Genomic DNA, 12,515 nt, shown 5'->3' with positions numbered 1-12,515 from the left:
GGCGGCGTTGTACGGTTGCGGGACGGGCGGCGGGCGGCGAGGGGAGGCCGGTGTGGAGCACCGCACCTCCCGGCAGCGGCGCCTGGTGATGCTGCTGGCGGGCTTCTTCGGCTTCGCCATGACGGCCACCCTGTCCGTCGTCCCGAACGCGGCGGCCGTCGAGATCGTCCGGATCGGGACGGCGGCGGCCGCGAGCGGCACGGGCTCGCGGGGCCTCGCGGCCTCGCCCGTCCGGGACCGCCGCTCCACGCCCGCCTGGCCGCGGTTCTCCGCGGCGGACGTCCACCTGTGGAAGCGGCTCGGGTTCGTCTCCGGCGAGAAGCCGGGACAGCACGCGGCCCTGCCGTCGGCCGCTCCCGACCTGGCGCTGCAGCGGGTCCGCGTCGCGGCCGCCCGGTCGCGCACGGTCGTCCCGGCGTCCGTCCATACCGGCACCGTCCAGGTGCGCGGGCCTCCACTCCGCACGGGTTCCTGACGCTCACCAGTCACCGGCCGCAGTAGTCCTGCGGACGCTGCGGCGTACCCGTACGGAGGCCAGTCATCTTCCGCTTCGCCATGCGGCGAGCGCGCCATGCGCTCGCCCGGTTCACACTGCCCGCGCACCGGCCGGACGCGGCGTGCTGACCGCGCTCGCCCGCGCGTTCCGGACCCCGGAACTGCGCAAGAAACTGCTGTTCACCCTGTTCATCGTCCTCGTGTTCCGGCTGGGGCAGAACCTGCCGCTCCCGAACGTGGACGTGACCGCGCTGAAGTCCGCCGCCGATGCCGCGAAGAGGAGCGACCAGCTGTACGGGCTGCTCGACCTGTTCAGCGGCGGCGCGCTGCTGAAACTGTCGGTCTTCGCGCTCGGCATCTACCCCTACATCACCGCGAGCATCGTCCTGCAGCTGCTGACGGTGGTCGTCCCGAAGCTGGAGGCGCTGAAGAAGGAAGGCCAGTCCGGCACCACGAAGATCACGCAGTACACCCGCTACCTCACCGTCGCGCTGGCGATCCTGCAGGGCGCGAGCGTCGTGGCGATGACGTCCGCCGGGCAGCTCTTCCGGGGCTCGGACGGCATCCTGCACGACAAGGGGGTCTTCCCGATCGCCACGATGGTCGTGTGCATGGTCGCCGGGACGGCCGTCACGATGTGGCTGGGCGAGCTCGTCACCGAGCGGGGCGTCGGCAACGGGATGTCGGTCCTGATCTTCACGCAGGTGGTGGCCGTCTTCCCCGGCCAGCTCTGGGGCATCTACAAGGCGAAGGGCGGGTTCGTCTTCGCCCTCGTCGTCATCGTCGGGCTGGCGATCATGGCCGGCGTCGTCTTCGTCGAGCAGGCGCAGCGGCGCGTCCCGGTGCAGTACGCCAAGCGGATGGTCGGCCGCCGCGTCTACGGCGGCACCTCGACCTACCTCCCGCTCAAGGTCAACCAGGCGGGGATCATCCCCGTCATCTTCGCGTCGTCGCTGCTGTACCTGCCGGTGCTGGCCACCCGGCTGTGGCCGGACGCGGGGTGGCTGCGGCGGGTCCAGCCCTATCTCGACCAGGCGAACCCGTGGCACATGAGCGCGTTCTTCGCGCTCATCGTGTTCTTCACCTACTTCTACGTGGCGATCACCTTCAACCCGGTGGAGGTCGCCGGCAACATGCAGAAGTACGGCGGCTTCGTGCCCGGCATCCGGCCGGGACGCCCGACCGCCGAGTACCTCGACCACGTCCTGACCCGCGTGACCGCGCCCGGCTCGCTCTACCTGGGGCTCGTCGCGCTCATCCCGATGGCGGCGCTGGCGCTCCTGGACGTCGGGGACCAGTTCCCCTTCGGCGGGACGACGATCCTCATCGCGGTCGGGGTCGCCCTGGACACCGTCAAGCAGATCGAGAGCCGCCTCCAGCAGCACAACTACGAAGGGTTCCTCACCTGACCGCGAGCCGCCGCGTGAGCCGCCGCGTGAGCCGCCGCCGGGACGCGCCGTCCCGGCGGCGGGCCGCGCGGCCGCCGGACCGGTGGGTCACAGGTGCGGGGAGAGGGCGGCGAGGAGGTGGCGCTTGGGCTTGGCGCCGACCATCTGGTGGACGACCTCGCCGTCCTTGTAGAGGGTCAGCGTGGGGAAGCCGAGGACGCCGTACCGGGCGGCGATGTCGGGGTTCTCGTCGCCGTTGAGCGAGGCGATGGTGAGCCGGTCGCCGAGTTCGGCGTCGAGCTGCTCAAGGATCGGCGCGATCATCTTGCACGGCGGGCACCAGTCGGCCCAGAAGTCGACCAGGACCGGGCCCGGTGCGTTCAGCACCCGCTCGTCGAAGGTCGCGCTGGTCACCGTGATCATTCGTCGCCTCCTGGGGGACGGTGCACCCGGGGCAGGCCCGGGCGAGTTGGGCGGCCACGTCGGCACGGCGCCGGACGAGGGTGCGGATCTCGGCGTCGATCTCGGCGAGCTTGCGCCGGTAGACCGCGACCGGCTCGGGGCACGCGTCACCGGTCGCGTGGCCGGAGCGCAGGCAGTCCACGAACGGGCGGGTCTCCTCCAGCGTGAACCCCGCCGCGAGCAGCGACCGGATCTGCGCGACGAGCCGCAGGTCGGACTCGTCGTACTGGCGGTACCCGTTGGGCGCGCGGCGCGCGGTGATCAGCCCCTGCTGCTCGTAGAAGCGCAGCGTGCGGGTGCTGACGCCGGCGCGTTCGGCCAGCTCGCCGATCAGCATCGGAGACCCTCCTTCGGTGGCCGTCAGCGACCGTACGCCTTGACGTGCGCGTCAAGGTCAAGCGGCGCGGGCTCGGGACGGGCGTCGAAGGACTCCCGGGCGGTGAGGACGTCGGGCGCGTGGGTCAGGGCCCAGTCGGCGATGGCGCCGGTCAGGTGGCCGACCTCGGCGCCGAGCGGGGTGAGGCCGTACTCGACGCGCGGCGGGACGGTCGGGTAGACGGTGCGGCTGACCAGGCCGTCGCGTTCGAGGGCGCGCAGGGTCCGGGTGAGCATCTTCTGGGTGATGCCGTCGAGCGTGCGGCGCAGCTCGTTGAAGCGCATCGGCCCGTCAGCGCGGCGCAGGGCGGCGAGCACGTAGAGCGTCCACTTGTTGGCGAGGACCTCGATGACCGTGCGGGACGGGCAGTCGTGGCGGTAGACGAGGGGCCGGCGGTCGTGCGAGGCGGTATCCATAAGGTACCTGGATATCAAACAGGTGCCTTCTTCACAACGGATACCGTTCTCGTCCAGCATGGACGCCGTGCGGTCGGGTGACCGCGGAAGGGGTGCCGGAGATGCGTGCTGTGCGGCAGCGGACGTGGGGCGGTCCGGACGTGCTGGAGGTCGCCGAGGTCCCGCGACCGGACGCGGGACCGGGCGAGGTGCTGGTCAGGGTCGCGGCGGCCGGGGTGAACCCGGCGGACTGGAAGATCCGTTCGGGCGCCGTGCGGAGGTTCGGGGAGCCGCCGTTCACGCTCGGACTGGACGTCGCGGGCGTGGTCGAGGCCGTCGGCGGCGGCGTGGCCGCGTTCCGGCCGGGCGACGCGGTGTTCGGCAACGCGCTGCCGCCGAACGGGGCGTACGCGGAGTTCGTCGCGGTTCCGCAGGAACGGCTCGCGCACGTCCCGGACAGGCTGGACCTCGTGCACGCCGCGGCGCTGCCGACCGCCGTGCTGACGGCGTGGCAGCCGCTCGTCCGGGTCGCGGGGGTCGGCGCGGGGCAGCGGGTGCTGGTGCACGCGGCGGCGGGCGGGGTCGGGCACCTGGCCGTGCAGATCGCCAAGGCGCGCGGCGCGCACGTCACGGGCACGGCGCGGGCCGCCAAGCACGCGTTCCTGCGCGGGCTGGGCGCCGACGAGCTGGTCGACTACACGGTGGACGACTTCGCCGCGACCGTCCGGGACATCGACGTGGTCCTGGACCCGATCGCCGGCGACTACGGGCCCCGGTCGCTGCGGACGCTGAAGCCCGGCGGGCTGCTCGTCGACGTGCGCGGCACCGGCCCCGACCGGACGGAGGTGCGGCGGCTGGCGGACGAGCGGGGCCTGCGGTTCGTGGAGTTCGGGTTCACCCCGTCCGGCGCGGACCTGGCCGACGCCGTCCGCGGCGGGGTGCGGGCCGTGGTCGACGAGGTGCTGCCGCTGGACGAGGCGGCGAAGGCGCACGGGCTCAGCGAGACGGGACGGGTGGCGGGGAAGATCGTCCTCGTCGTGTGAGCCGGACCCGCGCCGCGGGGCGGAGCCGTGCCGCGGGGCGGAGCCGCCGGACGAGGTGGAACAGCGCGGCGGGCGTGGCGGCGGCGCAGAGGAGCGCGGCGCCCGCGTGCTGGTCGTCCAGGGGAGCTGCGCCCCAGCGGCGTCCGAGACCTTCGTACCAGCCGCCGCCGAGGACGGTCCCGTCCAGCATGAGGACGATCCCGGCCGCGACCAGCAGTGGCGGCAGGACGAGCGGCACGCGCGCGCTGCTGAAGAACGCGAGGCCGACGCCGAGGAAGCACGCCATGGCCAGCGAGTGCAGCGCATGATTGGCGAGCGACGCACCGAACAGAGGCGAGACGTAATACGCGTAGAGGCTCAGCAGGAACAGCGCTGAGGACACGACCGGTTCCCTGAGGAACCGCACGCCCCGGCTGTCGAGGACGGCGGCGAGCAGCGAGCCCGCAGGTACGAGCCGTGAGGGACGTCCATACAGGAGCAGTATGGGGGCGACCACTCCGACTAGTACGTGCTGCAAGGCGTGGGCGCTGAACAGGACCATGCTGTAGCGAGCGATGCCGCTGCCCATGGCGAACAGCAGGACGCTCAATCCCGCTGCCCACGCCACGCTACGGCGAACAGGCCAGCTCCCCGCATGCAACACCGCGATCCCGTACAGGACGGCCCCGGTGAGGACGAGCACCAGGAACAACGGGTCGATCCACCAGTGCGTCAGGTACGCGCCGACGCCGGCGGGACCGGGAAGCGGGAAGCCGAGCCGCAGGGCGACCGCGTCGATGGTGCCGGGCGAGACCTCGGGCGGCGGCGTCCGCGACAGGCCGGTCGCCAGCGCCATCGTCGCGGCCATCGCGACGATCTCCGCCGACCCGAGCCGGACGAACGGCCAGGGCGCCGACGCCAGTACCGGGATCGTGGCGCGGCGGTGCCACCAGCCCACCGCGCCGAGGGCGACGAGCGCGGCGGCCTTCGCCGCCACCAGCGCGCCGTACCGCGACCCGAGGTGCGGGCCGCCGAGCCGGATCCACGCGTTCACCGCGCCGCTCACCCCGACGACGGTGAACGCGACCAGCGCGAGCCCGCTGTACCGCTCCACGACGCCGGGCAGCCGGTCCCGGATCTCCGGCGCGAGGAGGACGAGCGCGACGAGCCCGCCGATCCACAGCGACGCGCCCGCGATGTGGGCGGCGAGGCTGTAGACGGCGAGGGCGTGGTGGGATCCGGTCGCGGCGTGGCCGGTGAACAGCGGCGGCATGAGCCCGGCGAGCGCGCCGAGCAGCAGGTATCCGGCCGCGCCGGGGGCGGCGCGCAGCCGGGCCGCCCACCAGAGCGCGGCGGCGGCCGCGAAGACGAGGACCAGCGCCCGGCCCTGCGGCAGGTCGAGGAGGAACGTCCGCAGCATGTCGCCGCTGATCCCGGTGAGCCCGATCCCGAACAGGTCGGAGACGCTGAACGCGGCGAGCGCGAGCGTGCACAGCGCCCAGGCCAGCGCGCTCAGCGACGCGGCCCGCAGGCACCGGCGCGCGGTGTCCGTCGCCGGGACGTACACGGCGGCGGCGAGCAGCCAGCCGACCGTCGCGGTGGACGCGGCGTTCACGCCCAGCTTGGCGACGGTGAGGCCGGTCTCGGTCAGCGCGCCGGCCTCCGACAGCCCGGGCGCGGCGGCGGCTCCGAGCGACCCTCCGAGCCGTATGACCAGCGCGAGGACGAGCAGGGACGCCGCGAGCGCCGCCGTCAGGAGGACGGGCCGGTCGATCCCGGGCGCCTGCCGCGGTTGCGTTGCCACGGCGGGAGATACGCGCGGACCGGGGCGGAAGGTTCACCGCGCACTAAAGTGTCCGCCATGCCGCCGCCGTCCGTGCCGCCGCCACCCCCTTCCTCCCCGCCCCCGTCCTTCTCGCCGCCCCCGTCCTTCGCTCCGCCTCCGCCGCCGCGCTTCCCGGCGAACCCCGACCCGGACCGGCTGCACGGGTGCCTGCTCGGCGGCGCGATCGGCGACGCGCTCGGCGCGCCCGTCGAGGGGCTGACGCTCGACCGGATCCGGGCGCGGCACGGCCCGGACGGGGTGACCGGCTTCGTCGACGAGCGCTTCGGCGCGGGCGCGATCACCGACGACACGCAGCTGACGATGTTCACCGCGAACGCGCTGGTCGAGGACTTCCTGCGGGCCCGCGAGCGCGGGATCGGCGGCGCCACGATGGGCATGCTCCAGGAGTCGTACCTGAGGTGGCTGAAGGGCCAGGGGGAGATGTTCCCCGACCAGGGCATGGGCGGCATCTGGCGGTTCCCGCAGCCTGAGCACGCGCTGATGACGCGCCGCGGGCCGGGCCGCAGCACCATCTCCGCCCTGCTGAAGGCGGCGGAACGGCAGCGGTCGGGGTGGCCGCTCGGCACGGTCGACGAGCCCATCAACGACTCGAAGGGCTGCGGCGGCGTGATGCGGGCGGCGCCCTGCGGCTTCCCGCCGTGGGGAGGGGGCGCCGAGAGCGCGTTCCGCATCGGCCGGGACGCGGCGGCGCTCACGCACGGCCATCCCAGCGGCCACCTCCCGGCGGGCGTCCTCGCCGCGACGGTGTGGGTGCTGGTGCGCGGCGGCGACCTGCCGGAGTCCCTCGACATCGCCCGCGAGCAGCTCGAGACGCAGGACGGGCACGGCGAGACGTCCGCGGCCCTCGACGCCGCCGTGGACCTGGCCCGCCGCGGCGGGCCGCCGTCGCCCGAGCGGCTGGAGGCGCTCGGCGCGGGCTGGACGGGGGAGGAGGCGCTCGCCATCGCCGTCTACGCCGCCCTCGTCCCGATGCCGTCCGAAGGCGAGGCGGCCCGCCGGCTGCTGCTCGCCGTGAACCACTCGGGCGACAGCGACTCCACCGGCGCGATCTGCGGCAATCTCGTCGGCGCGATGCACGGCACCGGGGCGCTCCCGGCCCGCTGGCGGGCGGACGTGGAGGTCGCCGCGGGGATCGAGACGCTGGCCGGAGCCTGCGCCGACGAGTTCGGGCCGACCCCGCCCGTCGACGCCACGGGATACCCGACGAGGAGAAGATGAGCGCCAACGACGGTGGCAACACCTACCTGGAGAAGGTCGTCGCCCAGCAGGCCGTCCTGGAGGACGGCCTGAGGTCGCGCCGCACGGCCCCGCCGCCGCCCGGCGCGGTGCCGCCGCCGGGGCCGCTGGCCAAGCGGGACCGCGCGCTCGGCGCCGCGCCCGCCGCGTCCCCCGAGCACGCCGAGGCGGGCCCGGTCGAGGTGCGGGTCAAGGGGTTCTGGCGCTGGAAGAACGTGCTGGTCCCGCCGAACGCCTTCGTCGTGCACACCCGCCGGGGGCGCGCGGAGCCGCTGCACATCGGGCTGGGGGTGTCGTTCCGGTTCAACCCGTCCACGGACTCGTTCCTGGTGGTGCCGGGCGCGACGCAGACCATCCTGATCAACGCGTACTGCATCTGCAGCGAGCTGCAGGGCGTCCTCGTCCAGGGCTACGTCCAGTGGATCATCCAGGACTTCGCGACCGCGTACCGCAAGCTCGACTTCGGCGACGCGCAGGACCCGATGCGGGTGGTGAACCTGCAGCTCCGCGAGCAGGCCGAGGCGGCGATCAAGGACAAGGTCTCCAGCATGGGCGTGCGGGACGTGCTGAGCGACAAGCAGCCGATCATCGAGGAGCTGACCGCGCGGCTGCGCGCCGTCGCCGAGGGCGAGGACCACAGCGACCGGGGGCTCGGGCTGCGGATCGTCACCGTGCAGATCAAGGAGGCGGTGGTCAGCTCGTCGCGGCTGTGGGAGAACCTGCAGAAGCCGTACCGGGCCGAGCAGGGCCGGATCGCGCGGCTGGCGGAGCTGGAGGCGGAGGAGGCCGTCGCGCAGCGGGAGATGGCGGCCGAGCGGGTGAAGGAGACGCAGCGGCTGGAGCACGAGCGGGAGCTGGCGGAGCTGCGGTCGCGCAACGAGGCGCAGCGGTTCGACACCGAGGCCGCCGAGAAGCAGCGCCGGACCCGCCGCGAGCACGACGACGCCCGCGAGGTCGCCGAGCTGGAGACGGAGACCACGCGGCACGCGCTGCGGATGGAGCGCGAGCGGCACGCGGAGGAGGCCGAGACGGGGCGGCTGCGGATCGAGCGCGACCACGAGCTGAACCGGCTGCGGGTCGAGGGCGAGCTGGTGATCCAGGAGACGCGGGCGCGGTCCCAGCACGAGACGGCGCTGCTGGGGCTGGAGCGCGACCGGGCCCGCGCCGCGATGGACAACGAGCAGACGCCCGCCGCGATCCAGGCGCGCCTCATCGCCCGGCTGCCCGACATCCTGGAGCGGCTGCCGAAGCCGGACGAGCTGCGCACCGTGACCGTCAACGGCGCTGACCAGACCAGCCTGGCGGGGCTGCTGACCCAGCTCGCCGCGGTGGTCGGCGCCCTGCGCGCGGCCGCCGGCGAGCCCCCGTCCGCCACGGCCGGGGCGCCGTCCGTCACGGGCGGGGCGCCTCCGGCGGGAAGCGGACGGGCAGCGCGGTGAGCGCCCGGTGGAACGGGCCGGGACGCCATTCCAGCTCGTCCACCGGGACCGCCGGTTCCATGTCGGGGAGCCGGTCGAGGAGCTTCTCGATGGCCACGGACGCGATGAGCCGCGCCTGGCCCTTGGCCGGGCAGGTGTGCGGGCCGGCGCTGAACGCCAGGTGGGCGCGGTTGCCGGCGCGTCCGGCGGCCGCCCGCGACGGGTCGGTGTTGGCGGCGGCGTAGGAGATGACGACCGGCTGGTCCTTGGGCAGCACGCGGCCCCGGAACTCGACGTCCTGCCGCGGATAGGTGATCCCGAAGTTCGCCATCGGCGGGTCCGTCCACAGGATCTCGTCGAGGGCGTCCTCGACGGGCAGGCTGCCGCCGGACAGGTCGCCGCCGAACCGGTCGTCCGACAGCAGCAGCCGCATGCCGTTGGCGATGAGGTTCTGCTCCGGCTCGACGCCGCCGCCGAGCAGCGTCACGAGCTGGTGCAGCATCTCCGCGTCGGTCAGCTCGGACGGGTGGGACAGCAGCCACGACGTCACGTCCGCGCCCGGCCTCTCCCGCTTCAGCGCGACGAGCTCCATCGTCGCGCCGCCGAGCATCGCGTTGCTCGCCTCGGCGTCGACGCCGTTGAGGATGCCGCCGAGCCCGGTCAGCATCCGCTCGCCGATGTCCGGCGGGCAGCCGAACAGCTCCAGCACCACCCGCGTCGGCAGCATCCGGGCGTACCCGGCGATCAGCTCGACCTCCCCGTCCCCGGCGAAGCCGTCGATGACGAGGTCGGCGTTGCGCTCGACGTTCTCGCGCAGCGCCGCGGGGTCGACGCGCGCGAGGCCGTCGGTCACCGCGGACCGCAGCCGCGCGTGGGCCGGGCCGTCCGCCGCCTGGCAGTTCTCCCGCCACATCATCACCGGCAGCACCGGGCAGTCCGCGGGCACCCCGGCCTGCCAGCGCCGCGCGTCCTTCGGGAACGTCGCCGGGTCGCGCAGCACCTCCAGCGCCGCGTCGTAGCCGATGACGAGCGTCGCCGGGATCCCGGGCGCCAGCTCGACGGGCGCGAGGTCGCCGTGCTCCCGCATCCGCGCGTAGACGCGTTCGGGCGCCTCCGCGAACTCCGGCCCGTACATGGGCACGCGGTCGGCCGTGACAGGCGCTTCGGTCATTGCGGGGGGAACCTCACCGGCAGGGCGACCAGCGCGCGGTGGAACGGGCCGGGCCGCCATTCCAGCTCCTCCACCGGGACCGCCAGCTCCATGTCGGGCAGCCGGTCGAGGAGCATCTCGATCGCGGCGGACGCGATGAGGCGCGCGTGCCCCTTGGCCGGGCAGGTGTGCGGGCCCGCGCCGAAGGCCAGGTGGGCGCGGTTGCCCGTCCGGGCGTGCGAGGCGCGGGACGGGTCGGTGTTCGCCGCCGCGTACGAGATCAGCACGGGCTGGTGGGCGGGCAGCCGGTGGCCCTGGAAGTCGAGGTCGTGCCGCGGGAAGGCGGTGTTGTAGTTCGCCAGCGGCGGGTCGGTCCACAGGATCTCGTCGAGGGCGTCCTCGACGGGGAGGCTGCCGCCGGACAGGTCGCCGCCGAACCGGTCGTCCGACAGCAGCAGCCGGATGCCGTTGGCGATGAGGTTCTGCTCCGGCTCGGTGCCGGCGCCCAGCAGCAGCACGATCTGCTCGGCCATCTCGTCGTCGTCGAGCTCGGCGGGATGGCTCATCATCCAGGACGTCACGTCCGCCCCCGGGCTCTCCCGCTTCAGCGCGACCAGGTCCCGCGCGGCCTGCCCGAGCATGGCGTTGGCCTGCTCCGGGGAGACGCCGTCGAAGATCCCGCTCATGCCGCGCACGAGCCGGTCCCCGATCTCGGGCGGGCAGCCGAACAGCTCCCGGAACACCAGCAGCGGCAGCACGCGGGCGTACCCGCCGATGAGGTCGGCCTCGCCCGCGCCGGCGAACCCGTCGATCAGCGTCGTCGCGGCGCCCTCGGTGTGCTCGCGCAGCGCGGCGGGGTCCACGCGGTCCAGGCTCTCCTTGATCACCGCGCGCAGGCGCGCGTGCGTGGCGCCGTTGGTGAACAGGGCGTTGGGCCGGCTCATCATCATCGGCAGCACCGGGCACTCCGGTCCCACCGACGCCTCCCACACCGTGCTGCACCGCGGGAAGGTCTCCGCCTCCCGCATGACCTCCAGCGCCGCGTCGTAGCCGATGACGAGCGTCGCGGGGACCCCGGGGGAGATCTCGACGGGCGCGAGCGCGCCGTGCGCGCGCAGCGCGTCGTACACCCGGCGGGGGTCGGCGGCGAACTCCGGCCCGTAGAGCCGTCCGGGCTCCCCGCCGTCGCCGGCGGCGCCGTCCGCGGGGCGGGTCTGGTCGACGGTCACGGGGCCTCCTGGCCGAGCGCGAGCAGGTGGTCGACGAGCGCGATCAGCGCGTGCGTGGAGGACGTCCGCTCCCGCGCGTCGCAGGTGACGAGCGGCGTGGACGGCGCGAGGTCGAGCGCCTCGCGCACCTCCTCGTCGGGGAACTCCGGCGACCCGTCGAACCGGTTCACCGCCACCGCGTACGGCAGCCCCTGCCTCTCCACGATGTCCATGACGGCGAACGACTCCTGCAGCCGCGCGGTGTCCACCAGGATCAGCGCGCCGAGCGCGCCGCGCGCCAGGTCGTTCCAGAGCCGGGTGAAGCGCTTCTGGCCGGGCGCGCCGAACAGGTACAGGACGAGGTCGTCGCTCAGCGTGAGCCGGCCGAAGTCCATCGCGACGGTGGTCGTCGTCTTGTCGCGGACGCCGGCCAGGTCGTCGACGGTGGCGCCGGCCTGCGTCATCCGCTCCTCGGTGCGCAGCGGCCGGATCTCCGACAGCGTCCCGACGTAGGTCGTCTTGCCGACCGCGAAGTGCCCCACGATGAGGATCTTGACGGCGGTCCGGACGGTCTCCCGCAGGTAGGTCCCACCGCCGGCCACGCCCGTGTCAGAGACTTGCGCGGAGTCCATCGAGCACCTCCTGCAGGAGCCGGGTCCGGGACGTCGGGGCGGCCGGTGCCGGCGCCCGCGTGGCGAGGTGGCCGCTGTCGACCAGGTCGGACAGCAGCACCTTCGTGACCCCGACGGGCAGGGCCAGATGCCCGGCGATCTCCACGACCGACAGCGCGCCGCCCCGGCACAGCTCCACGATCCGCAGCTTCTCCGGGGACAGCCCCCGCCGGGGCAGGTCGCCGGCCGAGATCACCAGCGTGACCAGGTCGAACACATTGCGGGACGGGTGCGCCCGGCCGCCGGTGACCACGTGCGGCCGGACCAGCGCCCGCTCGTCGCGGCGGCGGCTCATGCGACGCTGTCCGCGCCCGGGCGCGGCGGGCTGGTCAGCTCCTTGCCCAGCCGCTGCACCAGCTCCTGGAGCCGGAACGACACCGTCTCCATGTCCACGTGCTGCGTCGCCGACACCGCCAGGTAGGCGCCCGGCCCCGCCGCGACGAGGAACACGTACCCGTCGTCGAACTCGCTGACGGTCTGCCGCCACGTCGTGCCCGCGTCGCCGCAGAACTCGGCGGTGCTGCGGGCCAGCGACTGCAGCCCGGACATGCCGGCCGCCTGCCGTTCCGCCTCGTCCCGCCCGATGCGCTCCGAATGGGCCATCAGCAGCCCGTCGGCCGACAGCAGGATCGCGTACCGCGTCTCCGGCATCCGCAGGGCGTCGTCGAGCATCCACCCGAGCCGGTTCGTGCCGTCGTCCATCGCGCCGTTCCACCCCTCGTTCATGGCCGCAGGTCCTTTCCTTCAACGCTCGGCGGCGGCACCGGAGTGCCGGCGGGCGGCGTGCCCGCGCGGCCGGACCGGGTGCCGCGCTGCCAGGCGCCGAGCCCGGCGGCGGTCTCGCGCGC

General features: G+C 74.1%; 14 protein-coding genes. 5 read left to right on the top strand and 9 right to left on the bottom strand.

Annotation, left to right across the window (positions count from 1 at the left end; all coding sequences use genetic code 11):
• Positions 1-52 precede the first annotated feature (52 nt).
• Together amrb99_RS37830 and secY are read left to right on the top strand one after the other, a co-directional pair.
• On the top strand, positions 53-475 hold the full coding sequence (locus amrb99_RS37830; protein ID WP_190865516.1) for a hypothetical protein: 423 nt from the start codon (positions 53-55) through the stop codon (positions 473-475).
• Positions 476-617: 142 nt separating this feature from the next.
• Positions 618-1,904, top strand: coding sequence for a preprotein translocase subunit SecY (secY, locus tag amrb99_RS37825; RefSeq protein ID WP_190865514.1), 1,287 nt, complete (start codon positions 618-620; stop codon positions 1,902-1,904).
• A gap of 87 nt (positions 1,905-1,991) precedes the next feature.
• Here secY and trxA read toward each other — a convergent pair whose 3' ends face one another.
• From trxA to amrb99_RS52770, 3 genes are read right to left on the bottom strand one after another with little or no spacing between them, the layout of a single operon-like run.
• A complete protein-coding gene (gene trxA / locus amrb99_RS37820) occupies positions 1,992-2,306 on the bottom strand; it encodes a thioredoxin (RefSeq protein WP_190865512.1) in 315 nt (104 codons plus the stop codon).
• Positions 2,188-2,682 carry a MerR family transcriptional regulator gene (locus tag amrb99_RS37815; RefSeq protein WP_190865509.1) on the bottom strand — a complete coding sequence of 165 codons (495 nt, stop codon included), beginning with the start codon at positions 2,680-2,682 and terminating at the stop codon, positions 2,188-2,190. Before amrb99_RS37815 ends, trxA begins: the two co-directional genes overlap by 119 nt.
• A 23-nt stretch (positions 2,683-2,705) precedes the next feature.
• The gene (locus amrb99_RS52770; RefSeq protein WP_190865507.1) at positions 2,706-3,137 is read right to left on the bottom strand and encodes a helix-turn-helix domain-containing protein; all 432 of its coding nucleotides are present in this window, start codon (positions 3,135-3,137) and stop codon (positions 2,706-2,708) included.
• Positions 3,138-3,238: 101 nt separating this feature from the next.
• On the opposite strand from amrb99_RS52770, the gene amrb99_RS37805 reads away from it, so the two are divergent.
• A complete protein-coding gene (locus tag amrb99_RS37805) occupies positions 3,239-4,159 on the top strand; it encodes an NADP-dependent oxidoreductase (protein ID WP_190865505.1) in 921 nt (306 codons plus the stop codon).
• Here amrb99_RS37805 and amrb99_RS37800 read toward each other — a convergent pair.
• Positions 4,113-5,942 carry a cytochrome c oxidase assembly protein gene (locus amrb99_RS37800; protein WP_190865503.1) on the bottom strand — a complete coding sequence of 610 codons (1,830 nt, stop codon included), beginning with the start codon at positions 5,940-5,942 and terminating at the stop codon, positions 4,113-4,115. The genes amrb99_RS37805 and amrb99_RS37800 overlap by 47 nt on opposite strands.
• Positions 5,943-5,999: 57 nt before the next feature.
• On the opposite strand from amrb99_RS37800, the gene amrb99_RS37795 reads away from it, so the two are divergent.
• Positions 6,000-7,202 (top strand): ADP-ribosylglycohydrolase family protein, encoded by a 1,203-nt coding sequence (locus amrb99_RS37795; protein ID WP_190865501.1) that lies wholly within the window; start codon positions 6,000-6,002, stop codon positions 7,200-7,202.
• Positions 7,199-8,659: an SPFH domain-containing protein gene (locus tag amrb99_RS37790; RefSeq protein WP_190865499.1), complete on the top strand. Its 1,461-nt coding sequence runs from the start codon at positions 7,199-7,201 to the stop codon at positions 8,657-8,659. The genes amrb99_RS37795 and amrb99_RS37790 overlap by 4 nt, the downstream gene beginning before the upstream one ends.
• Here amrb99_RS37790 and amrb99_RS37785 read toward each other — a convergent pair.
• From amrb99_RS37785 to amrb99_RS37765, 5 genes are read right to left on the bottom strand one after another with little or no spacing between them, the layout of a single operon-like run.
• A complete protein-coding gene (locus tag amrb99_RS37785) occupies positions 8,613-9,809 on the bottom strand; it encodes a cytochrome P450 (RefSeq protein WP_190865497.1) in 1,197 nt (398 codons plus the stop codon). The two genes, amrb99_RS37790 and amrb99_RS37785, sit on opposite strands and share 47 nt — an antisense overlap.
• Positions 9,806-11,017 carry a cytochrome P450 gene (locus amrb99_RS37780; RefSeq protein ID WP_190865495.1) on the bottom strand — a complete coding sequence of 404 codons (1,212 nt, stop codon included), beginning with the start codon at positions 11,015-11,017 and terminating at the stop codon, positions 9,806-9,808. The genes amrb99_RS37785 and amrb99_RS37780 overlap by 4 nt, the downstream gene beginning before the upstream one ends.
• Complete coding sequence (locus amrb99_RS37775) at positions 11,014-11,628, bottom strand: ATP/GTP-binding protein (protein ID WP_190865493.1); 615 nt, start codon at positions 11,626-11,628, stop codon at positions 11,014-11,016. Before amrb99_RS37775 ends, amrb99_RS37780 begins: the two co-directional genes overlap by 4 nt.
• The gene (locus amrb99_RS37770) at positions 11,606-11,962 is read right to left on the bottom strand and encodes a DUF742 domain-containing protein (RefSeq protein WP_190865491.1); all 357 of its coding nucleotides are present in this window, start codon (positions 11,960-11,962) and stop codon (positions 11,606-11,608) included. The genes amrb99_RS37775 and amrb99_RS37770 overlap by 23 nt, the downstream gene beginning before the upstream one ends.
• Entirely contained in the window at positions 11,959-12,393 is a 435-nt protein-coding gene (locus amrb99_RS37765) for a roadblock/LC7 domain-containing protein (RefSeq protein WP_241756307.1), read from the bottom strand. The genes amrb99_RS37770 and amrb99_RS37765 overlap by 4 nt, the downstream gene beginning before the upstream one ends.
• Positions 12,394-12,515: the final 122 nt, after the last annotated feature.

The sequence above is a fragment of the Actinomadura sp. RB99 genome, from assembly GCF_014706005.1.
Classification (GTDB): Bacteria; Actinomycetota; Actinomycetes; order Streptosporangiales; family Streptosporangiaceae; genus Spirillospora.
The sequence above is the reverse complement of the archived record's forward strand: the minus strand, read 5'-3'. Positions and strand labels throughout refer to the sequence as shown.

Coding starts and splice junctions, on each gene's coding strand:
- amrb99_RS37805 (WP_190865505.1), top strand. CDS start 3,239: ATGCGTGCTGTGCGGCAGCGGACGTGGGGCGGTCCGGACGTGCTGGAG.
- amrb99_RS37815 (WP_190865509.1), bottom strand. CDS start 2,682: ATGCTGATCGGCGAGCTGGCCGAACGCGCCGGCGTCAGCACCCGCACG.
- amrb99_RS37785 (WP_190865497.1), bottom strand. CDS start 9,809: ATGACCGAAGCGCCTGTCACGGCCGACCGCGTGCCCATGTACGGGCCG.
- amrb99_RS37790 (WP_190865499.1), top strand. CDS start 7,199: ATGAGCGCCAACGACGGTGGCAACACCTACCTGGAGAAGGTCGTCGCC.
- amrb99_RS37770 (WP_190865491.1), bottom strand. CDS start 11,962: ATGAGCCGCCGCCGCGACGAGCGGGCGCTGGTCCGGCCGCACGTGGTC.
- amrb99_RS37775 (WP_190865493.1), bottom strand. CDS start 11,628: ATGGACTCCGCGCAAGTCTCTGACACGGGCGTGGCCGGCGGTGGGACC.
- amrb99_RS37765 (WP_241756307.1), bottom strand. CDS start 12,393: ATGAACGAGGGGTGGAACGGCGCGATGGACGACGGCACGAACCGGCTC.
- trxA (WP_190865512.1), bottom strand. CDS start 2,306: ATGATCACGGTGACCAGCGCGACCTTCGACGAGCGGGTGCTGAACGCA.
- amrb99_RS37795 (WP_190865501.1), top strand. CDS start 6,000: ATGCCGCCGCCGTCCGTGCCGCCGCCACCCCCTTCCTCCCCGCCCCCG.
- amrb99_RS52770 (WP_190865507.1), bottom strand. CDS start 3,137: ATGGATACCGCCTCGCACGACCGCCGGCCCCTCGTCTACCGCCACGAC.